General features: G+C 65.7%; 18 protein-coding genes and 1 pseudogene. 10 read left to right on the forward strand and 9 right to left on the reverse strand.

The window, feature by feature from the left end; genetic code table 11:
• Positions 1–119 precede the first annotated feature (119 nt).
• The 3 genes from IC232_RS14135 to IC232_RS14145 form a co-directional block, all read right to left on the reverse strand.
• Positions 120–419: a CcdB family protein gene (locus IC232_RS14135; RefSeq protein ID WP_190845608.1), complete on the reverse strand. Its 300-nt coding sequence runs from the start codon at positions 417–419 to the stop codon at positions 120–122.
• Positions 419–664, reverse strand: coding sequence for a type II toxin-antitoxin system CcdA family antitoxin (locus IC232_RS14140; RefSeq protein WP_190845609.1), 246 nt, complete (start codon positions 662–664; stop codon positions 419–421). The genes IC232_RS14135 and IC232_RS14140 overlap by 1 nt, the downstream gene beginning before the upstream one ends.
• A gap of 94 nt (positions 665–758) precedes the next feature.
• On the reverse strand, positions 759–989 hold the full coding sequence (locus tag IC232_RS14145; RefSeq protein WP_190845610.1) for a DUF1674 domain-containing protein: 231 nt from the start codon (positions 987–989) through the stop codon (positions 759–761).
• Positions 990–1094: 105 nt separating this feature from the next.
• On the opposite strand from IC232_RS14145, the pseudogene htpX reads away from it, so the two are divergent.
• The 3 genes and pseudogenes from htpX to IC232_RS14160 all read left to right on the forward strand — a co-directional run bounded on the left by htpX (position 1095) and on the right by IC232_RS14160 (position 5371).
• Positions 1095–2053: pseudogene (gene htpX / locus IC232_RS14150) on the forward strand (zinc metalloprotease HtpX).
• A 3-nt stretch (positions 2054–2056) separates the two neighbouring features.
• Positions 2057–3370 carry a 16S rRNA (cytosine(967)-C(5))-methyltransferase RsmB gene (gene rsmB, locus IC232_RS14155; RefSeq protein ID WP_281413388.1) on the forward strand — a complete coding sequence of 438 codons (1314 nt, stop codon included), beginning with the start codon at positions 2057–2059 and terminating at the stop codon, positions 3368–3370.
• Positions 3371–3616: 246 nt separating this feature from the next.
• Positions 3617–5371 (forward strand): heparinase II/III family protein, encoded by a 1755-nt coding sequence (locus IC232_RS14160; protein WP_190845611.1) that lies wholly within the window; start codon positions 3617–3619, stop codon positions 5369–5371.
• 68 nt (positions 5372–5439) lie between these two features.
• Here the strand turns inward: IC232_RS14160 and IC232_RS14165 are convergent, their stop codons facing one another.
• Complete coding sequence (locus IC232_RS14165) at positions 5440–5676, reverse strand: hypothetical protein (protein WP_190845612.1); 237 nt, start codon at positions 5674–5676, stop codon at positions 5440–5442.
• A 138-nt stretch (positions 5677–5814) separates the two neighbouring features.
• On the opposite strand from IC232_RS14165, the gene IC232_RS14170 reads away from it, so the two are divergent.
• From IC232_RS14170 to IC232_RS14185, 4 genes are all read left to right on the forward strand, one after another.
• Positions 5815–5970, forward strand: a complete 156-nt coding sequence (locus IC232_RS14170; RefSeq protein ID WP_190845613.1) for a hypothetical protein — start codon at positions 5815–5817, stop codon at positions 5968–5970.
• Positions 5971–6531, forward strand: coding sequence for an AAA family ATPase (locus IC232_RS14175; protein WP_190845614.1), 561 nt, complete (start codon positions 5971–5973; stop codon positions 6529–6531).
• A 126-nt stretch (positions 6532–6657) separates the two neighbouring features.
• Positions 6658–8250 carry a bifunctional phosphoribosylaminoimidazolecarboxamide formyltransferase/IMP cyclohydrolase gene (purH, locus tag IC232_RS14180; RefSeq protein ID WP_190845615.1) on the forward strand — a complete coding sequence of 531 codons (1593 nt, stop codon included), beginning with the start codon at positions 6658–6660 and terminating at the stop codon, positions 8248–8250.
• Positions 8251–8527: 277 nt separating this feature from the next.
• Positions 8528–8848, forward strand: coding sequence for a heavy metal-binding domain-containing protein (locus IC232_RS14185; protein ID WP_190845616.1), 321 nt, complete (start codon positions 8528–8530; stop codon positions 8846–8848).
• Between the two features lie 184 nt (positions 8849–9032).
• On the opposite strand, the gene IC232_RS14190 is transcribed toward IC232_RS14185, so the two are convergent.
• From IC232_RS14190 to IC232_RS14200, 3 genes are all read right to left on the reverse strand, one after another.
• The gene (locus IC232_RS14190; RefSeq protein ID WP_190845617.1) at positions 9033–10412 is read right to left on the reverse strand and encodes an MFS transporter; all 1380 of its coding nucleotides are present in this window, start codon (positions 10410–10412) and stop codon (positions 9033–9035) included.
• Positions 10413–10712: 300 nt separating this feature from the next.
• Entirely contained in the window at positions 10713–15536 is a 4824-nt protein-coding gene (locus tag IC232_RS14195; protein ID WP_190845618.1) for an NAD-glutamate dehydrogenase, read from the reverse strand.
• A 117-nt stretch (positions 15537–15653) separates the two neighbouring features.
• Positions 15654–16004 (reverse strand): winged helix-turn-helix transcriptional regulator, encoded by a 351-nt coding sequence (locus IC232_RS14200; protein WP_190845619.1) that lies wholly within the window; start codon positions 16002–16004, stop codon positions 15654–15656.
• Positions 16005–16099: 95 nt separating this feature from the next.
• Between IC232_RS14200 and IC232_RS14205 the strand changes: the two genes are divergently transcribed.
• Both IC232_RS14205 and IC232_RS14210 read left to right on the forward strand, forming a co-directional pair.
• Positions 16100–17116, forward strand: a complete 1017-nt coding sequence (locus IC232_RS14205; protein WP_190845620.1) for a zinc-binding alcohol dehydrogenase family protein — start codon at positions 16100–16102, stop codon at positions 17114–17116.
• 522 nt (positions 17117–17638) lie between these two features.
• The gene (locus IC232_RS14210) at positions 17639–18019 is read left to right on the forward strand and encodes a DUF2794 domain-containing protein (RefSeq protein ID WP_190845621.1); all 381 of its coding nucleotides are present in this window, start codon (positions 17639–17641) and stop codon (positions 18017–18019) included.
• On the opposite strand, the gene IC232_RS14215 is transcribed toward IC232_RS14210, so the two are convergent.
• Both IC232_RS14215 and IC232_RS14220 read right to left on the reverse strand, forming a co-directional pair.
• On the reverse strand, positions 18016–19263 hold the full coding sequence (locus IC232_RS14215; RefSeq protein WP_190845622.1) for an MFS transporter: 1248 nt from the start codon (positions 19261–19263) through the stop codon (positions 18016–18018). The two genes, IC232_RS14210 and IC232_RS14215, sit on opposite strands and share 4 nt — an antisense overlap.
• Positions 19264–19272: 9 nt before the next feature.
• Positions 19273–19809, reverse strand: coding sequence for a GNAT family N-acetyltransferase (locus IC232_RS14220; RefSeq protein WP_190845623.1), 537 nt, complete (start codon positions 19807–19809; stop codon positions 19273–19275).
• Between the two features lie 87 nt (positions 19810–19896).
• On the opposite strand from IC232_RS14220, the gene IC232_RS14225 reads away from it, so the two are divergent.
• Positions 19897–21417 carry an MFS transporter gene (locus tag IC232_RS14225; RefSeq protein ID WP_190845624.1) on the forward strand — a complete coding sequence of 507 codons (1521 nt, stop codon included), beginning with the start codon at positions 19897–19899 and terminating at the stop codon, positions 21415–21417.
• The last annotated feature ends 125 nt before the right edge of the window (positions 21418–21542 follow it).

The following is a 21542-nucleotide window of genomic DNA, read 5'->3' on the forward strand; positions in this document are numbered from 1 at the left end:
GATATAGACCCCGACGATGCGGCCCCGGTCGACAGCGGAGCGCAGTCTTTCCTCCCGCATGAGGCCCGAAAAATTTTCAGATTTCCGGATTTCTATCGAGCTGATGCCCTACCGTATCGTCAAAACCCAAGGAACAGAAGATCGAGCGCCCGTTTGATGGCATCCTGATCGGAAGCAAGCGAACCGACAGGGCGCTGCAGTTCTCGGACCGGGATTGATGCCATCAACGGGATCATGACAACGAGATCATGTCCATCGAGGCGAACCGTCGGCGTCAATTCAGTGAGGACCGGTGCCTCGCTTTGCTGGAAGAGCGGCGCGACGATGCGGGTGGCGATCGGTCCCAGGATATTGGATTGCAGGTCGACCACAAGCCTGCCGGAGCGGCCGACCCCGGCGTAAACGTCGAACTGGCTCATCAGAATCGCCGGAACTCATCCAGTGGCAATCCATCCCGTTCGACCATTTCGTTGTATGCCCCGATAGCGTCCTTGTTGTCTTCGAGCCAGCGCGCTCTTCGGGCCTCTGCCACCGAGCGAGCCAACCCGCTTTCGCAAGCTTGAGAGACATTGATGTCGAGGGCTTTCGCTTCAGCGACAAGCTCGACAGGGAGCGTGACATTGGTCGGGCGGCGATCCCTCACGGCTCCAATTGGCTTAGGCATAGCAACATCTCCCGAGTATATATGTGCATACCGTATGCGTATATGTTGTATCGGTAAAGTCGGGCGTCAGATCTAACCATGCAAGCCGCTGTCTTTAAAAATCGCTCGCCAGGCCTTTCACTTCCCAATCCTCGTAGCGGACGGGCTCGAGGCCGCCACGGCCCTGGAGTTCCTTCTGCTTGGCGATTTCGGCCGCGCGGGCGTCGATGTCGAGCCGGCGCTGAGCCGCTTCCTCGAGCGCCCGCTGGGCTGCGGGCGACAGGGGCTTGCCGGGGGCCGCGCCCTCGATGGGGTGGTCCGGAGGGGTGTTGTCGTTCGTGCTCATGAGAGGCCTTATACCGATTCCCGCTCCTCTTGGGAGAGAGCTGGACCGTTCCCACATAGGGGTTTGGAGGATGGATACCGTGTTGACCACGAGGTGGAGACCCCGATGAACACCGTCAAGACCGGAATGCTGCTCGCGGGCCTCATGGCCCTGTTCGGCGGCGTCGGTTATCTCCTGGGTGGCGGCACCGGCATGATGATCGCGCTGGGCTTTGGCTTGGCCACCAACCTCTTCGCCTACTGGAACTCGGACCGGCTGGCGCTCGCCGCCCATCACGCCGTCGAGGTGGACGAGCATACCGCGCCCGAACGCGTCCACATGGTGCGCGATCTCAGTCACCGCGCGGGGCTTCCCATGCCGCGGGTCTATCTCATCGACAACGCGCAGCCCAATGCGTTCGCCACCGGGCGCAACCCGGACAATGCGGCGGTGGCCGCCACCACGGGCCTGCTCAACATGCTCTCCCGCGATGAGATCGCCGGCGTGATGGCGCACGAGCTTGCCCATATCAGGAACCGCGACACGCTGATCATGACGGTGAGCGCGACGGTTGCCGGCGCCATTGCGACCCTGGCGCAGTTCGGCTTCCTGTTCGGCGGACGCGGCGACGAACGGCCCAATCCCATCGTGATGCTCGCCACCGCGCTGCTGGCGCCTATCGCCGCCATGATCATCCAGATGGCGATCAGCCGCTCGCGGGAATACGACGCCGACCGGATGGGGCCGCGATCTCGGGCCAGCCCCTAGCGCTGGCCTCCGCGCTGGCCCGCATCGCCGGCGGCGTGGCGCATATTCCGAACCCGGATGCGGAGCGGCGGCCTGCCACCGCCTCACTCTTCATCATCAACCCGCTGTCGGGCCAAGGCGTGGACAACCTGTTCTCCACCCATCCCGCGACGGAAAACCGGATTGCCGCGCTCCACGCTTTGGCGCAGGAGATGGGATCGGCGCCGCAAAGCGGCTTCTTCACGCAGAGTTCATCGGGCCCATGGGGTCCCCTCGGGGGATCTTCTGGGGGCTCCGTTTCAGGTTCGACCGGCACCCGCCGCGGGCCTTGGGGATAAATTTTGAGTCAGTCGGACGAACAATCGGGCCTTGGCCCCCGCCGCCTCGCCTGGATGGCTGTGACGGAAACCCTCAAGCGGCGCGTGCCGCTCGACGACGTGATGGAGGAGCTCGCCCGGGCGGAAAACCTCTCGTCCCGCGACGAGGCGCTGGCGCGGGCCATCGCCATCGTGACCTTCCGCCGCCTCGGGACCCTCGGGCACGCCTTGCGGGAGCGGCTCAACAAGCCGCCCAAGGACGAGCGCCTGATGCACCTGCTCGCCACCGGGGCGGCGCAGATCCTGTACCTCGACGTGCCCGACCATGCGGTCGTCGACAGCGCCGTGCAGCTGGCGCAGAACGACCCCAAGCTCCATCACGCGGGCGGCTTCATCAACGCCGTCCTGCGCCGGGTCGCCCGCGAGCGCGAGGCGATCCTGGCCGAGAACGACCCATGGCTCGACACGCCCACCTGGCTGGAGGAGCGCTGGATCGCGCAATACGGCGAGGCATCGGCCCAGACGATTGCCGAGGCGCACCGCTCGCTCGCCTCCGTCGATCTGACGGTGAAGAGCAATCCGGAAGCCTGGGCCGAGCGCCTGGGCGGCGTTCTCCTGCCCACCGGCAGCATCCGGTTGAGGGAACGCACCGCCATTCGCGAGCTTCCAGGCTTCGACGAGGGTGAATGGTGGGTGCAGGACGCCGCCGCCGCCCTGCCGGCCCGCCTGCTGCAGGCCAAGCCCGGCGAGCGCATCGCGGATCTCTGCGCCGCGCCTGGCGGCAAGACCGCCCAGATTGCCGCCGCAGGCGCCGAGGTGCTCGCCGTCGACCGTTCGGCGAAGCGTCTGGTTCGGTTGGAAGAAAACCTCGCCCGCCTGAACCTCAAGGCCGAGACCCGCGCCATCGATGCGGAAAAGCTCGACGCCGAGCCTTTCGACGCCATCCTGCTCGATGCCCCGTGTTCGGCCACCGGCACCATCCGCCGCCACCCGGACGTGGCCTGGACCAAGTCCGAGGAGGACATCCGCAAGCTCGCAGGCCTCCAGAGCCGTCTTCTCGACAAGGCCGCGAGCCTGCTGAAGCCCGGTGGGCGTCTCGTCTACTGCACCTGTTCGCTCGAGGCCGAGGAAGGCGAGCGGCAGGCGGAGGCCTTCCTGGCGCGCCATCCTGAGTTCACCCGCCAGCCGATCACGCCTGACGAAATCGGCGGCTTCGACGAGTGCATCACGCCACAGGGCGATCTCCGCACCCTGCCGAGCCAGATGGCGCTGGCGGAACACGACCGCTCCGGCCTCGACGGCTTCTTTGTCGCACGGTTTGTTCACACCCCATCGTGACGATGGTGAACCGTCTCTTACCGGGTGTTAACCAGTCAGCAGGAACTCCTCTCTTAAGTTGACGGAGATTTGGAGCGTCCAACAAGCCCCTCATCCTGAGGAGCCTGCGGAGCAGGCGTCTCGAAGGAGGGTCCAGAGAGCACTGGAGGCGCCTCGTCCTTCGAGACGCAGCCTAGCGGCTGCTCCTCAGGATGAGGCTCGGGTGGTTTGTCGGCGGCTCTTGAGCCAACAAGAGGAGCGCCACGGGTGGATTTCGGGCCGGATCGCTGGCGTCTGTACAGGCTTGCCGCTCGTGAGGCAGGCCGCGCCACGCGTGAAAGCATGGTCTGGAGCCTGTCCCGGCTCTCCGGCGCCCCCGTGCCCACGCGGCTGCTCTTCGCCCCGCAGGATCTGCGCACCGCCGATCCCACCATTGCGACGGACATCTATTCCGGTTTCTTCGCCTTCTCGGGCCGCGCCATCACCACCGGCGGGCGCTCGCCCTTCGCCTTCAACCCGCCGAGCCGGGCCTGGGGCGAGGCGCTCTACGGCTTCGGCTGGCTGCGCCACCTGCGCGCCGCCGGCACGGCGCTGGCCCAGGCCAATGCCCGCTCGCTGGTCGACGAGTTCGTCACCTCCAAGCTCGGCGACAAGCGCATCGCCTGCAGCCCGGAGATCACGGCGCGCCGGCTCATGTCCTTCATCAGCCAGTCGCCGCTGATCCTGGAAGGCGCCGACCATGCCTTCTACCAGCGGTTCCTGAAGATCATCGGGCAGCATGTGCGCATCCTGGAGCGCCAGATCCGCGCCGGCGCCCTGCCCTACCAGCAGCTCATGGCGGCGATTGCGCTGTGCTATGCGGGCCTGTGCTGCGAAGGGCTCGACCGCACCTTGCGCCGCGCGAGCCGCCTGCTCGCCCGTGAGCTCGACCGCCAGATCCTGGCCGATGGCGGTCATGTGAGCCGCAACCCGCGCATCGTCGTCGAGCTGCTGTTCGATCTTCTGCCCTTGCGCCAGATGTTCGCCAGCCGCGAGGTCGACACGCCGGAGGCGCTGCTGCGCTCCGTCGACCGCATGCTGCCGATGGTGCGCCTGTTCCGGCATGGGGACGGCACGCTCTCGCATTTCAACGGCATGGGCGTGACGGCGGCCGACCATCTCGCAACGCTGCTCACCTATGACGACATGCGCAGCAAGCCGATCCATCACGCGCCCCATTCCGGCTACGAGCGCCTGGAGGCCGGACGCACGCTGCTCGTCGCCGATGTAGGCGCGCCGCCGCCGCGGCCCCTGTCGCAGGAAGCGTCCGCCGGCTGCCTGTCCTTCGAGTTCTCAAGCGCCGCGCAGCGCATCGTGGTCAATTGCGGCATGCCGCAGATCGCCGCTGAGCCGATCATCCAGGCCTCGCGCTCGACGGCTGCGCATTCCACCGCTTCCATCAACGACATCTCGTCCTGCCAGATCGTCGACAAGAAGGGCGGCTGGCTGCAGCGCAGGATGTCCGCCTGGCTCCTGCGCCGGGTCGGACCGGTCATCCTCAGCGGCCCGGAACGGGTGACGGCGGAGCGCAGCGAGCGCGAGCACGCACAGCTTCTCTCCGCCAGCCACGACGGCTACAAGGCGCGCTTCGGCCTCACCCATGAGCGCCGCTGGCAGCTCGCGCCCAAGGGCAACGTGCTCGAAGGCGAGGACAATTTCTGGAGCGAGGGCGGCCATGCTGGAACGGCCCAGGCCATCATCCGCTTCCATCTCGCGCCCGGCATCAAGGCGAGCCTCGCCCAGGGCGGCCGCGTGGTGATGCTGGTGCTGCCTAACCGCGAGGCCTGGCAGTTCTCGGCCGTCCCCATCGAGGCGCAGATCGAGGACAGCGTGTTCCTCGCCACCGCCGACGGCCTGCGCCGCACCGAGCAGATCGTGCTGACGGTCCGCCCGAGCGAGACGCCGACGGTGCGCTGGCGCTTCGAACGCCTGGCGCGCACCTTCGAGCCGGGCCAGCCGCAGGAGCAGGCTGAGCTGCTCTGAATGTGAGGCTCACGAGCCAGGCCTCAGGGAATCCTGAAATTCCCTGAGGCCTTTCGATCCTCGTCCACCTAGGGCGGCGGATTCATTCTCCACCATTCGTCGACTCGGGCTTCGGGCTCGCGCCACACGCCGATGTCGCGCAGCGCATGGTCGTTGAGGTGCTCCAACCTCTGCAAAGCCCGCCGATCGGTGAACCGGTTCCACGATGCAGCCATTCCCGCCACCCAGGATGCAACAGTCCTGAACGTCGGAATGATCCGGTCAAAGCGGGGCTTGGGTCTTGGCTTATGAAAAAGGGTGTTCATGCTTGCTCCTCACAATCGGCATGAGGAGAGCAGAGAACGTCAGGACCCTACCCGCCTCGGGAGGGTCCTCGGGAATGATCACGCACGCATCAGCGCAACACCCATCCCGCGCACCCTTTGAGGTACGTGAGTTGATGGGTGAGCCAGGATGCGCGCTTGATCATGACAGGAATTCTAGCAAAGGTTATATCATCCGACAAGCTTTTTGGACGTGAGGCGTATGCGCTGATCGGCTGTATCTTTGATGAGGCCATTGATGGAAACGGTCGCAAGCTCATGATTGGAAAAGGGTAGATGGAGCGGTTTGTCGTTATTTCCGGCTGTTCAGGTGGTGGCAAATCTACCTTGCTCGCTGAACTCGGCAGGCGTGGGCACCCCATCGTGGAGGAGCCTGGCCGACGGATCGTCAGACAGGAACTACAAGAAGGAGGGACGGCGCTTCCCTGGAAAGATGCACAGGCCTTTTCCCGTCGTGCCATCGCTATGGCTCTGGAAGATCAAGCGGCGGCAGCCGCGCTGAATGGGTGGGTATTCTTTGACAGGAGCCTAGTGGATGCTGCGGCTTTCCTACAGCACCTGACACATGAGCCAGTTCTCACTTCACTCGCTCATTTGCATTGCTACCACCACACTGTGTTCCTCACGCCGCCATGGCCGGAAATATACGTCAATGATCCGGAGCGGCGTCACAATATGGAGGCAGCGGAAGCTGAATACCTTCGCCTGCTGGAGGCCTATCCCATGCTTGGATACAAGATTTCTATCCTGCCCAGGGTGAGTGTGGCGGAGCGTGCCGATATGATCGAGAAGGCTTTGGCAGATGAATCGCGCTGTTTAGGCCCGATGGAAGGTTAATGACCACCAACAGATTTGCCCGCCATTGCCGCAAGGGGTGGTCTGAAACTCTGGCCTTGCCGGTTCCCATCCTTAGCCTCCCATGCTATCGCGCCCGCATCATTTTCCTCCGATGGAGCGGCCGTCATGCCGAGCGATCTGAAGCGCGTGTCCCGCGCTCTGCTTTCCGTATCCGACAAGACGGGTCTCGTGGACTTTGCCCGCGCGCTCCATGATCGTGGCATCGAGCTGGTGTCCACCGGTGGCACGCATAAGGCACTGAGCGAGGCGGGCCTGCCCGTGAAGGACGTGAGCGAGGTCACGGGCTTTCCGGAGATGATGGACGGGCGCGTGAAGACGCTGCACCCGGCGGTTCATGGCGGCCTCCTGGCGATCCGCGCCAACCCGGAGCATCAGGCGGCGATGCTGGCGCACGGCATCCAGGCCATCGACCTTCTGGTGGTGAACCTCTATCCGTTCGAGGCCACGGTCGCGGCCGGCAAGCCTTATGACGACTGCATCGAAAACATCGACATCGGCGGCCCGGCGATGATCCGCGCGGCGGCGAAGAACCACGGCGACGTGGCCGTGGTGGTGGACGGCGCCGATTACGCCGCCGTTCTCGACGATCTCGCGCAACACGACGGCTCGGTGACGCTCACCCTGCGCCGGCGCCTGGCGCAGAAGGCTTATTCCCGCACGGCCGCCTACGATGCTGCGATCTCCAACTGGTTTGCCAGTGAGCTTGGCGATGCGACGCCGCCGTTCCGGGCACTCGGCGGATCCATTGCCGAAGTGATGCGCTACGGCGAGAACCCGCACCAATCTGCCGCCTTCTACCGCACGCCGGAAAACCGCCCCGGCGTCGCCACCGCTCGTCAGGTACAGGGCAAGCAGCTCTCCTACAACAACATCAACGACACGGACGCGGCTTATGAGGCCGTGGCGGAGTTCGACCCGAACCGTTCGGCCGCCATCGTGATCGTCAAGCACGCGAACCCCTGCGGCGTGGCGGAAGGTGCGAGCCTTCGCGACGCCTATGAGAAGGCCCTGCGCTGCGATCCGGTCTCGGCCTTCGGCGGCATCGTGGCCATGAACCGGCCGCTCGACGCGGAAGCCGCCAAAGCCATCACGGAAATTTTCACCGAGGTGATCATCGCCCCCGACGCGAGCGAGGAGGCCATCGCCATCGTGGCCGCCAAGAAGAACCTGCGCCTGCTGCTCGCAGGCACCCTGCCCGATCCGCGTGCACCGGGCCTGACGCTTCGCACGGTGGCGGGCGGCTTCCTGGCGCAGAACCGGGATAACGCCGTGGTCGACGCCATGGACCTGAAGGTGGTGACGAAGCGCGCGCCGACGGAGCGCGAGCTCGCCGACCTGCGCTTCGCGTTCCGGGTCGCCAAGCACGTGAAGTCGAATGCCATCGTCTATGCGAAGGACCTCGCCACGGTCGGCATCGGCGCAGGCCAGATGAGCCGCGTGGATTCCTCCCGCATCGCCGCCTGGAAGGCCGCGGAAGCCGCAAAAGCAGCAGGCCTGCCCGAGACCCTCGCCAGGGGCTCGGTGGTGGCCTCCGACGCCTTCTTCCCCTTCGCGGATGGCCTGCTCGCGGCAGCGGATGCCGGCGCCACCGCGGTGATCCAGCCTGGCGGCTCCATGCGCGACGACGAGGTGATCCAGGCCGCCGACGAGGCGGGGCTTGCGATGGTGTTCACGGGACACCGGCATTTCAGGCACTGACCGCGCTGTCATCCCGGACGGAGTGCAGCACAGATCCGGGATCGTGTGACAAGTGTGGCGCTGGTCACCTCTCCCGGTGGGAGAGGTCGCGCCTTCAGGCGCGGGTGAGGGGTTACGCCCTCTCCGGATCAACCTGTAACCCCTCACCCCAACCCTCTCCCTCAGGGAGAGGGAGCTTAGAGGCTTATCCTCCACTCGATCCCGGATCGGCTTGCACCGTCCGTGATGACATTTCTCCTTCCCCTTCCCATCTGAAGCAGAGCAGAAGGAGAGCCCCATGATCATCACCACCACGCCCAGTATCGAAGGTCGCCGCATCGCCTCCTATCGCGGCATCGTCTCGGGCGAGGCGATTCTCGGCGCCAACGTGTTCCGCGATTTCTTCGCCTCCATCCGCGACGTGGTGGGCGGGCGCTCGGGCTCCTACGAGCGCGTGCTGCGCGACGGACGAGACACGGCCCTCCAAGAGATGATCGACGAGGCTCAGCGCCTTGGTGCTCATGCCATCGTTGGCGTTCACATGGATTACGGCGCCATCGGCAAGAACGAGGGCATGATGATGGTCACCGTGAGCGGCACGGCGGTTACGTTGGAATAAGTCCCGCTGTCATTCCGGGGCCGCGTAGCGGAGCCCGACCCGAAGGGCCGCGCTGGAGGCGTGGAAATCCATACACACGACGCTTCAGAGAAGAGCGATCAGCGTCGCACGCTTTTCGGTATCGTCAGCGGTTATGGATTCCAGGCTCTCGCTCACGCTCGCCCCGGAATGACGGTGGAGGGTTTCACACCCGCTTCACGCCGCTGAGCAGCCAAAAGCCCGCGAGCAGGAACAGGATCAGCACCGCCGGTCCTGCCGCCTGTGTCTGAAAAATCGCGGTTGCGACGGCGACCGCGAGCGGGGCGAGGAAGGACGTGACTTTTCCTGAGAGTGCCAGCAGGCCGAAATAGCGCCCCGCCTCCTGCGCTGGAACCAAGCGCGCCAGCAGGCTGCGAGACGACGCTTGCAGCGGACCCGCAACGGCCCCGATGATAAGGCCGAGCAGCACGAACACCTTTTCCGGCGCGGAGCCGTAGAGGCCGTCGTCGGGCGCCGGCGGTGCGGTCGGCACCACAAAGAAGACGTGGTCGCGTCCGAGCGACAAAATGCCGACGCAGACGAGCGCCAGGATGACGATGGCACCAAGGATCACCGGCTTGGCGCCGATGCGGTCGTCGAGCCGCCCGCCGATCAGCGCCCCGATGGTGCCGGTGATGGTGAGCAGGATGCCGAAGAGTCCGAGCTCGATGGCCTGCCATCCGAACACGCCCGCGCCGTAGATGCCCCCGAAAGCGAAGAGCGCCACGAGCGCATCCTGATAGACCATGTTGGCGAGGAGAAAGCGCCCGACGCTCGGGTGCCGCCGTGCATCCGCGATGGTGTTTTTCACCTGCTCCATGCCCTGTCTCGCGGCCGCTTTCAGGCTTATGCCTGAGCGCGGGACATCCGGTGTGAGCAGAAACAGCGGCAGCACGAAGACCAGGAACCACACGGCGGAGAACGGACCCGTGACGCGGTCGCCGTCACGTGTTGCCGGATCGAGCCCAAAGAGCGGATCCAGGCCGAACACGGTTTTCATCGACGCAGGATCGGCGGCGAGGAAGCCCAGCACGATCACGAGCGACACGAGTCCGCCGCAATACCCCATCGCCCAGCCGGTGCCTGAAAGGCGCCCGTAGCGCTCCGGCGGCACGAGATGCGGGATCATGGCGTTGTTGAACACAGCGGCCACCTCCACGGCCACCGTCCCGAAGGCGAAGCCGATCAGCGCGATGGGAATGGCATGGGATTGCCCGGGCGCAGCGTACCACAGGGCGACTGACGCACTGACCAGAAAGAGCCCGCAGGCGGCGATCCACGGCTTCTTCGGCCCCGTGGCATCGGCGATGGAGCCGAGCACCGGCGACAGGATGGCGAGCACGAGCCCGGCCGCCGCCGTCGCATAGCCCCAGAGGCTCTGTCCGCTCACCGGATCGGAGGCCAGCACTGATGCGAAATAGGGCGCGAACACGAAGGTGGTGACGAGCGTGAAGAACGGCTGGCACGCCCAGTCGAACAGGAGCCAGCCCAGGATCGCGGGACGCGAGGCTTTTTTTGGCGGCGCGAGGGAGTTGATGGTGCTCACCGGGGTTTGTTGTCCACCTTAGCTCTCCCATGTTCCGTCATCACCGGCCTTGAGCCGGTGATCTCGATCAGAAAGGCGAGGCGCTTCACCTGATCGAGATGGCCGGGACAAGCCCGGCCATGACGGCGGGTGTCATTCCCGGCCGGAGCGCAGCGGAGGGGAAGGGAATCCATGGAGCTGTGCATCTGAGTGGATCCCCTTCCCTCGCCTGCGGCTCGCCGGGGACGACACCCTCATCGATGGTGTCCCTCCCCCACAAGGGGCGGAGGGCTTGATGCGTGTCATCCGGAACGAACCGTTTTAGGTCGTCCGCGCCAGATCGCCGAGGAGGCTCGCCGCCACGGTGATCTTGGACAGGGTCAGGCCCGACGACACGATTCCGTCGACCGCGCTGCGGATGCGGTTGACGTCGGCGCCACGCTTCTCGCCCCAGGCGCGCACCGCCTCGTTGCCCGATATGTCCCCGGAGGACACCTCGGCGGTCAGGCCGCGATGGGCATAGGCGATGCTGTCGATGGCGCGGTCCAGCGCCAGGCGGTCGAAGTAATCGCTGACGCTGATTTCCTGCGCGGCACCGATGAGCGCGCCGAGGCGGAAGGAGGCTTCCAGCGCGAAGTGCGTGCAGGCGATGTCGGCGACGGGCTTGCCCGTCTTCTGCGCCGTCTGCACGATGTCCGGCGCCGCCACGAGATCGGGCAGGGACGCGATGCGCCGCGCCAGGTCCTCAGGAACGCCCTCGTCCACCAGGGCTTTCGCGCGGGCTTCCCACACCGCCTTGGCCTCGGGCGAGAGCGCATCTTGAAGGCTCTGCTCGACCTCAGCGATGCCGGCCCGGTAGGTGCCGATGATCTGGTCGAGGGAGTGGTTGGCGAAATCCACGTTGCGGATGAACCAGACAATCCGGTTCATGAGCAGGTCCTGCAACTCGCCGTAGAGGCGCAACTGCACCCGGCCCGGCACGATGCCGTCGAGGGCATCGATGGCGATGTTCATCTCGGTGAGATTGAAGGAATCGCGGGTGGCCGCGTAAGCCGCCGCGATGGTCGGCGCGTCCGCGCCGGTCTGGTCCACCAGGCGGGCCACCATGGTCGGGCCACCGCGGTTGATGATCGCGTTGGCGAGCTGCGTGGCGATGATCTCGCGCCGCAGGCGGTGGCTTGCGATCGCGTCGGGGAAACGCTCACGCATCTCGGCCGGGAAGTAGCGATCAAGCTCCTTGCCGAGATACGGATCGTCCGGCACGGGGCTCTCGAGCAGCGCATCGTGCAGGGAGAGCTTGGCATAGGCCAAGAGCACCGCAAGCTCGGGCCGCGTCAGCGCCTCGCCGCGGCGGGCGCGCTCAGTAAGCGTCGAGTCGTCGGGCAGGTATTCCACGGCGCGGTTGAGGCGGCCCTGCGCTTCCAGCATGTGCATGAGCCGGCGCGCGAAGCCGAGATCGGCGAGACCCCGCTGCTCGGAGAGCGACAGCGCCAGACTCTGCAGGTAGTTGTTGCGCAGCACGAGGGCCGCGACATCCTCGGTCATGTCGGCGAGCAGCACATTGCGCTGCTCCTCCGAGAGGCGTCCGTCGCGCTCCGGCGTGGTCAGCGCGATCTTGATGTTCACCTCCACGTCGGAGGTGTTCACGCCCGCCGAATTGTCGATGGCATCCGTGTTGAGGCGCACGCCCTTCTGGGCCGCCTCGATGCGCCCGCGCTGGGTCATGCCCAGATTGGCGCCCTCGCCAATTACCTTGGCGCGCACGTCCGGGCCGGTGATGCGGATCGCATCGTTGGCGCGGTCGCCCACCTGCTCGTCCGTCTCGGACGAGGCGCGCACATAAGTGCCGATGCCGCCGAACCAGAGCAGGTCGACGCGGGCTTTCAGGATGGCGTTCATCACCTCGGCCGGCGTGGCCTCCGGCTTGTCGAGGTCGAGCAGCGCGCGCACTTCAGGTGAAAGCGGAATCGATTTCGCGTTGCGCGGGAAGATGCCGCCGCCCGCCGAGATCAGCGCCTTGTCGTAATCCTGCCAGCTGGAGCGGGGCAGATTGAACAGGCGCTCGCGCTCCTTGAAGGTGGTCTCCGGGTCCGGGTTCGGATCGAGGAAGATGTCGCGGTGGTCGAAGGCCGCCACGAGCTTCAGCGCCCGCGACAGCAGCATGCCATTGCCGAACACGTCGCCCGACATGTCGCCCACGCCCGCCACCGTCACCGGCGTGGTCTGGATGTCGATGTCGATTTCGCGGAAGTGGCGCTTCACCGCCTCCCAGGCGCCGCGGGCCGTGATGCCCATCTTCTTATGGTCGTAGCCCTGGCTGCCGCCGGATGCGAAGGCATCGCCGAGCCAATGGCCCTTCTCGATGGAGAGCGCGTTCGCCGTGTCGGAGAAGGTGGCCGTGCCCTTGTCGGCGGCGACCACGAGATAGGGATCGTCGCCGTCGTGGCGCACCGTGTCCGGCGGCGGGACGATGCTGTCGCCCACGATATTGTCGGTGAGCTGCAGCATGGTGCGCACGAAGATGCGGTAGCTCTCGGTGCCCTCATTGAGCCAGGCCTGCCGGTCGCTCGCGGGCGGCAGGAGCTTGGGCACGAAGCCGCCCTTGGCGCCCACCGGCACGATCACGGCATTCTTGACCTGCTGCGCCTTCACGAGGCCCAGCACCTCGGTGCGGAAATCCTGCGGCCGGTCGGACCAGCGCAGGCCTCCGCGCGCCACCTTGCCGAAGCGCAGGTGCACGCCTTCGACGCGGGGCGAGTAGACGAAGATTTCGTAGAGCGGCCTCGGCAGCGGCAAACCTTCCACCTTGGCGCATTCGAACTTGAACGCGATGGTCTGGCGCGGCAGGCCGTTGTCTTCCAGCTGGAAGAAGTTGGTCCGGGTCGCCGCATCGATCAGGTTGATGAAGCGGCGCAGGATGCGATCGTCGTCGAGGCTCGTGACCTGCTTCAGCTGCTCCTCGATGCGCTCGCGAATCACCGCCTCACCGGCCTCGCGGCCCTTCTCGTGACGCGGGTCGAAGCGCGCGTAAAAGAGCTTTACGAGATCGGCCACGATGGTGCCGTGGCGCGCGAGCGTTCCCGCGATGTAATCCTGCGAATAGGTGACCTGGATCTGGCGTAGGTAGCGGCCGAAGGCTCGAATCATCGCCACATCGCGCCAGCCGAGGCCGGCTTCGAGCACCAGACGGTTGAAGCCGTCGGATTCCGCAAGGCCCCGGAACAGGGCAAGCAGCGCCGCCTCGATGAGCGCCTGGATCTCGTCGATGTTGATCGTGCCGCCGGCGGCACGCTCCAGGGTCATGTCGTGGAGCCACACCCGGTCGGAGCCGGTAAACGCCACGCGATAGGTTCGCTCGTTCACCACCCGGAAGCCGAGATTTTCCAGGAGCGGCACGCGGTCCGACAGGGGCAGCGCGACGTTGAGCGAGAAGACCTTGAGGTTCACGCGGGTGTCGCCGTCGCCTTCGCGGCGGTAAAGGTCAACGGCGCGGGGGCGGGCCTCGGAGAGCTGCTCCAGCAGGCTGATGTCCTGGATCACCTGCTCGGCCCCGAAGGCCTCGCGATAGGCGGCGCTGAACGCCTCGCCGTAGCGTGATGCGAGCGCGCGCGCCTTTGCGCCACCCACAGATGCGTCGAGTGCGTCGCGCAGCGCATCGCTCCAGGTGCGCACGATGGCGGAGATGCCTTTTTCCAAGGTCTCGCGGGGGACCTGCGGGGTCTGCCCCTCGTCGCGGCCGATGATGTAATGGGTGCGTGCGAGCGGACCTTCCGGATAGGACGGATAGGAGGCGGACACACGCCCCTCGTAGATGCCGGCGAGGAACTGGCCGATGCGCAGGCGGGCCTGCGTGTCGTAGCGGTCCTTCGGCACGAACACGAGAACCGACACGAAGCGGTCGAACTCGTCGGCGCGCGCCAGCACCCGCACCCGCGGGCGCTCCGACAGGTTCATGATGTCGATGGCGAAGTGGTAGAGCGTGTCCTCGTCGATCTGGAACAGCTCGTCGCGCGGATAATTCTCGAGCACGTTGAGAAGCGCGCGGCCCGCATAGCTCGACGGGTCGAAGCCCGCGCGGGACGTGACCTTCGCCACCTTGTGGCGGAGATACGGCACTTCGCCGGTGGTGTTGGTGTAGGCGCTCGCGGTGAACAGGCCGACGATGCGCAGCTCCCCCTGCAGATGGCCGTTGCCGTCGAAAAGCTTCACGCCGATGTAGTCGAGATGCGCCCGGCGGTGGACACGGGACTTCACGTTCGCCTTGGTGATGATGAGCGCCTGCGGACGCGCCAGGAAGGCGCGGATTTCCGGCGACATGGAGACCAGATCGCGGCCGCGGCGCAGCACGCGCACGCTTGGATCGCGCAGGAGGCCAAGCCCTGAGCCTTCCACCGGGTCGGCCGCGGTGTCGCCGGACGGCAGGCGGTATTCGCGCAGGCCCAGGAAGGTGAAATTGTCCCGTGCGATCCAGTCGAGGAAGGCGATCGCCTCCTTTACCTCGTCGTCCGGCAGCGGCGGCGGGTTGAGGCGGTAATTGTGCACGATCTCGGTGACGCGCGCGCGCATGCCCGGCCAGTCGTGCACCGCGAGCGACACGTCGCCGTGGACCCGCCGAATGGCCTCGATAATTCCGGTGCGGGTTTCCACGTCGTCGATGCGGGGCAGGTGAATATGGATGAAGCTCTCGCGCTTTACGCCGAGCCGCAAGGCCGCCGTGGCCTCGCCCACGAGGCGGACCAGCGCACCGCCCGCGTCACGCTCCACGGCTAGGATCGGATGCGCCACGAGCAGCGGGTCGTAGCCCTGGTCGACGATCTCGGCGAGCGTCGAGTCCAGCAGGAAGGGCATGTTGTCGTTGACGATCTCGAGCACCGTCACGTCCTGGCGCCGACCATCGCGCTCGACCTCCACGTCGAGGAGGCGCACATCCGCGCCCTCGGCGGTGCGGGAGGCCTTGAGATGCTCGAAGGCTTCCGCTGCGAGATCCGCCAGGGACTGAGGCGAGTAGAAGGCGAGATCCTCGGACGGCACCCGCCCGTACAGATCGCGCACGAAGGTCGGAGGGGTGGCCTTGTGTCCGGCTTCCAGCACGGCGACGGCTTCCGCCGTCAACTCGCTTCCGCTGGTGGGGGTATCCAGCTTCATGCGCGCATCCTCTGATTGTCGTTGTTGCGGGAGCGTTGCCACAGAGCGGCAGGCGGCGCAAGAACAGCCTGCAGGAGCGCGCCACGTAGGGTTAAGTTATGGCAGCGCACGAACACTTTAGGCTGCCTGAGCACCTTGAGACGAAAGATTCGTATCGCCCCATTCCTTCATGGCCATGAGCACCGGCTCGAGACTCCGCCCGCGGGCCGACAGGGAATATTCGACTCGGGGCGGCACCTGGGCATAGACCGTGCGGATGATGAGCCCGTCGGCCTCCAGCTCGCGCAGCTGATGCGTGAGCATGCGCTGGGTGACCAGGGGCATCAGCCGCCGCAGCTCGTTGAAGCGCAAGGTCCCCCTCAAGAGTTTGTAGAGCACGATGATCTTCCACTTGCCCTCAATGAGGCTCAGCGTGCGCTCGACGGCGCATCCCTGAACTCCCGGAATCCTCGAAGACACCCTCGGCATCACGGTATCCTTTTTGACACTATGGGCTGTTTTTGTGCGTTCTTGCGGCTTTAGAGCCTATGCTCAACTATGGTTTCGTCAACTGGAGACACGTCATGCGCGCCGTCGGCTATCAGCAATCGCTTCCCATCGACCAGGATGCCTCCCTTATCAACGTCGACCTGCCCCAGCCTGAACCAGGGCCGCGGGACCTTCTGGTCGAGATCAAGGCGGTGTCCCTGAACCCGGTCGACACCAAGGTCCGCATGCGGGCCCAACCCGAGCCGGGCGGCGTGAAGGTGCTGGGATTCGACGCCGCCGGCATCGTGCGCGGCATCGGCGCGGAGGTCTCGCTCTTCAAGGAAGGCGATGAGGTGTTCTATGCTGGCGCCATCACCCGGCCCGGCACCAATGCGGAATTCCATGTGGTTGACGAGCGGCTGGTGGGGAGAAAGCCCCAATCCCTCAGCTTCGAGGAAGCGGCCGCCCTGCCGCTCACCACGCTGACCGCCTGGGAGACCCTGTTCGACCGGCTCGACGTGAAGCGCCCGGTCAAGGGCGCGGCCAATGCCCTTCTGATCGTCGGTGCCGCCGGCGGCGTGGGCTCCGTCGCCCTTCAGCTGGCGCGCCACCTCACGGATCTCACCGTGATCGCCACGGCCTCGCGTCCGGAAACGCAAGCCTGGGCTAAAGAACTCGGGGCCCATCATGTGATCGATCACAGCCAGCCTCTCGCCGCCCAGGTGGAGGCGCTCGGAATCGGCGCACCGGCCTTCGTGTTCTCGATCACCCACACGGACACGCATTTTCCCGAGATCGCCAAGGCGATCGCGCCCCAGGGCCGCTTCGCGCTCATCGACGACCCGAAGATGCCCCTCGACATCAGCCTGCTGAAGGGCAAGAGCGTATCGATCCACTGGGAATCCATGTTCACCCGCTCGACCTTCCAGACCGCCGACATGGAGCGCCAGCACGAGATCCTGACCGAAGCCGCACGCCTTGTGGATGCGGGAACGATCAGGACGACGCTGTCGGATGTGATCGGGCCGATCAATGCGGCCAATCTCAAGCGGGCGCACGCGCTCATCGAGAGCGGCCGCACGCGGGGCAAGATCGTGCTGTCGGGATTTTGAGGGTCTTCTGATTCCCATGCCGTCATCACCGGCCTTATGCCGGTGATCCCGCTTCAACGCACTCTCACCTCATCCTGAGGAGGTCGCTTGAGCGACCGTCTCGAAGGAGCCTCCAGCGCCCTCTGGATGATCCTTCGAGACGCAGCCTCACGGCTGCTCCTCAGGATGAGGGCCGTGTTTCCTGACATGAGAATGGCCATGGCGTTGAGACAGCAAGAATTCTTGCGTCACTCGTCGGCGACAAAAAGAAAAGGCTGCCCCGTAAGGCAGCCTTGTGTCTCGACGTGGCCCGGCTCTCCAAACGACCCGGAGGGCTGGGGGGCTGACGTGTCCAAGCCATTCGATGAGCCGGGCCGTCGAGGCAACTTAAGCATTTACGGGGTTCAGTGCGGCTCCAATTCGGCACGAATGAGGCAGGAATAAGATTTGCAAAGGAAGCGGTGATTCATTGTGTCCCGACGGGTTGATCCGGTAGCCGCCTAAGCCCATCATCAGACCATGTTAACAGCCATGGGAGGCGTCATGAGCGAAGGTGACATCGCGGAGCCGCTGCGCGGCGGCTCGAGCCAGGGCACAGCCCATATCGTGCCCTTCCCCGCCGCGCCGAAACAGGTGTCCTTCGACCGCTCCGAGTTGCAGGCCATTCTCAACCTCTATGGCCGCATGGTGGCCGCCGGCGAGTGGCGCGATTACGCCATCGACTTCATGCCGGACAAGGCCGTGTTCTCGATCTTCCGCCGCACCTCGGAAATGCCCCTCTACCGCATCGAGAAAGACCCGAAACTCGCCAAGAAACAGGGCGCGTATTCGGTTATCGTCTCGACGGGCCTGATCCTCAAGCGCGGGCACGAACTCGACCGCGTGCTGCGCGTGCTCGAAAAGCCGAAGGTGGTGGCGAACTAGCGCCGATCCGTATCCTGCGGCAGGGCGAGAAGCCACAGGCTCGACGTGATGATCCCTAAGGAGCCCATCCAGAGCACGGCCCTGATGCCGATCCAATCCGCCACGAACCCGGCCGTGAGAGCTGCGATGAGTCCGAGCCCGCCGGTCAGAAGATGCACCGTACCGGCCTCACGCCCGCGTAAGGCATCGGGGGTCACCGTCTGGCGCAGCACGGTGGCGTTGGTGGAGAAGGCCACCCAGAGGCCATCGCCGAACAGCTGGCTGATGCACAGCGCTCCGGCGGCGACCCAGAGGGGCCCCTGGGCCAGGGGAATGAAGCAGGTCACGAGGCCGTAGGCCAGCAGCGCGCCGATGAGAACCCGGCGGACGGGAAAGCGCCGTCCGGCCCAGGCGGCCAGCCGCGCCCCGATCAGGCCGCTGATGCCGCCGAGCGCCACAATGAACCCGAGGACGCCCGGCTGGATGCCGAGATCACGGACCGCATAGAGCACGTAGAGCGGCGCGAAGAGGCTCAGGAAGAAGGTGAGTGTCGCAAGGCACAAAGTGAGCGGCCTGAGCACCGGATGCCTGAACACGAAGCGCAGGCCCTCCCGCGTCTCGCGCCACAGGTCGGGCGCATGTTCGCCGGTGACGAGGGGCGGCTCGGGCCGCTTGATCGAGGCGAGCAGCACGGCGGACCAGAGATACGACAGGGCATCGAACAGGATGGCGAACGGCGCCGTCAGGGCCTGGATCGCGACGCCTGCGAGAGCAGGACCGGCGATCTCCGCCACCGCATCGGTGGTGGCGAGCTTCGCGTTGCCCTCCAGAAGCTGGTCCTTCTCCACCACGGTGGGCAGATAGGCATTGTCGGCGGTCTGGAAGACCATGGAGAACAGGGCCACGGCGGTTGCGACGCCGATCACCTGACCGATGGTGATGGCGTCACACCACGCCATCACCGGCAGGGTGAGCAGCACGGCGGCACGCAGCAGGTCGGCCATGATGAGGACGCGCCGGCGCCGCGTGCGGTCGATCCAGGCGCCCACGAAGGGGCTGAGGAGCACGCCCGGCAGCATGCTCAACGCCACGAGAACACCGAGATCCGTCGCCGAGGCATCGAGGGTGAGCGCCGCGATGATCGGCAGCCCTTCGCGGGTGAAGCGCGTGCCGATGGCTGACAGCGTCTGCGCGCCCCACAGGCGCATGAAATCCGGGTTCTGCCACAGACCGTCCTTCGGTCTGCGGATCATGGTGGTGAGCATCGTTGAGTCTCAGGTAACAGGCCGCGTTGGCGGCGCGGCCGTGCCGCGCCCAAGCGGGCGCTGCATCAGCACCGTGGAGAGCCAGCGCCCTTGCTTGTAGCCGATGCCCTTGAGAATGCCTGCAGGCTCGAAGCCGAGGCTTCTGTGCAGCCCGATGGAGCCGTGCGAATCCTCATCGCCGATGACCGCCACCATGAGCCGGAAATCCAGCGCCTCGCATTGCTCGATCAGCGCCACGAGGAGCGCGCGCCCGACGCCCTGCCCCTGTGCCGACGGCGCAATGTAGATCGAGTCTTCAACCGTCGAACGGTAGGCAGGTCGCGTGCGATAGGCGCTTGCATAGGCATAGCCCAAAACGTCGCCATCCCTCTCTGCGACGAGATAGGGGTAGCCGCCTTCCACGATGTCATCGCGGCGGCGAGCCATCTCGGCTTCCGGTGGCGGCTCGAGCTCGAACGAGGCAGTGCCGTGCGTGACCGCGTGGGCATAGATGGCCGCGATGGCGGGAATATCGGTTTCACGGGACGGGCGGATGACGAGGCTCATGCGTGTTCTCTAGACCATGTTTGGGTCGCTGCGGAAGTGGCAGCCTCGCGCCGGGGCTGTCTTTATTCCTGCGCCAGGATTAGCATGATGCATCATGAGAAAGGGTTGCGGGTGAACCAGCTCAGCCCAGGCGGGACGCCGCCGACCGTCACATCCCGTGCGCAGAACGCTGTCGTCTGGAGTGCGATCCTGGGCTCCGGCATGGTGTTTGCCGACGGCGCCATCGTGACCGTCGCGATTCCACAGATGCGCGAGAGCCTGCAGGCGTCGCTGTCCGAAATGCAATGGATCACCAATGCCTATGCGCTGACCCTGTCCGCCTTCCTGCTGCTGGGCGGCGCGGCCGGCGATGCCTATGGTCTTCGACGGATCTTCATGATCGGCATCGCCTGTTTCGGCCTGGCCTCCCTGTGGTGCGGCCTGTCCCAATCGGCCGAGATGCTGATCGTCGCCCGTGCGTTTCAGGGTGTCAGCGGCGCCCTGCTGGTGCCGGGGTCCCTGGCGCTCATCAGCGCCCATTTCCCGCCGGATGCCCGGGGCAAGGCCATCGGCACCTGGGCGGCCGCCTCTGCCATCGCGGCAGCTTTCGGGCCGATCCTCGGCGGATGGCTCATCGATATCGGCCCGTGGCAGGCGATCTTCTGGATCAACCTACCGGTGGCCGTGCTGGCGCTCTGGCTCTGCTGGAGGCATGTGCCGGACAGCCCGGCGTTGGAAGACGCCACGATGGACTGGCTTGGAGCGGTTCTCGCCGTCTTAGGGCTCGGTCTTCTCGCTTATGGGCTGACCGCGCTCGGCGAACGGGACAGCCAGCGAGGCATCGCTCTCCTGCTGACGATGGCCGGCGCGGTGATCCTCGTCCTCTTCGTGCTGCACGAGAGACGCAGCGCCGCGCCGATGATGCCCCTTGACCTGTTTCGCATCCCGGCCTTCGCCAACGTCAACGCGCTGACCCTGCTGCTGTACTTCGCGCTGAGTGGGGCTCTCTTCTTCCTGCCCACAGCCCTCATCGAAGCACATGGCTATTCGGCCGCCAAGGCAGGGTCCGTGTTCCTGCCGTTCACGCTCGTCATGGCCGTGCTCTCCCGCCTCGGCGGTGTCCTGGCCGACCGGTTCGGCACCCGCATGCTCCTCACGGTGGGTCCGCTCATCACGGCATTCAGCTTCGCGCTTCTGGCTCCTGCCGTCTTTCACGGCAGCTATTGGATTGCGGTCTTGCCGGTCATGGCCGTGATGGGACTGGGGATGGGCATCACGGTCGCGCCCCTGTCGACCACGGTGATGAATGCCGCTCCCGACGACCGGATCGGTGTGGCGTCGGGCATCAACAACGCGATCTCCCGCGTCGCGGGTCTCATCGCCGTTGCCGGCCTCGGTGTGATCGCCACCTTGGGCTTCCAGTACGCCGCCGCATGGGCGAGCCCGGAAACCGCGGACCTCTTCGGGCAGGCGACGTTCGGCACTCCCCTGCCGTCCCAGGCCGGAACCGACACCGTGCAGAACACCTACGCCACGGCTATGGCCGGCGGGTTCGGGCTCGTCACCTTGATCTGCGCGGCAGCGGCTGCTGCGAGCGCCTGGTTCGGTCATCGGTCTGCGCAGACCTGATCCCAAAACAAAAGCCCCGGCTTTTCAGCCGGGGCTTCGCGATCAAACGATCCGCTCGTCCTTACTCGTTGCGGTTGCCCACGAGAGCCAGGAGGAACTGGAACATGTTGATGAAGTCCAGGTAC

Origin of the sequence: Microvirga sp., from assembly GCF_014699075.1 — a bacterium.
Taxonomy (GTDB): domain Bacteria; phylum Pseudomonadota; class Alphaproteobacteria; order Rhizobiales; family Beijerinckiaceae; genus Microvirga.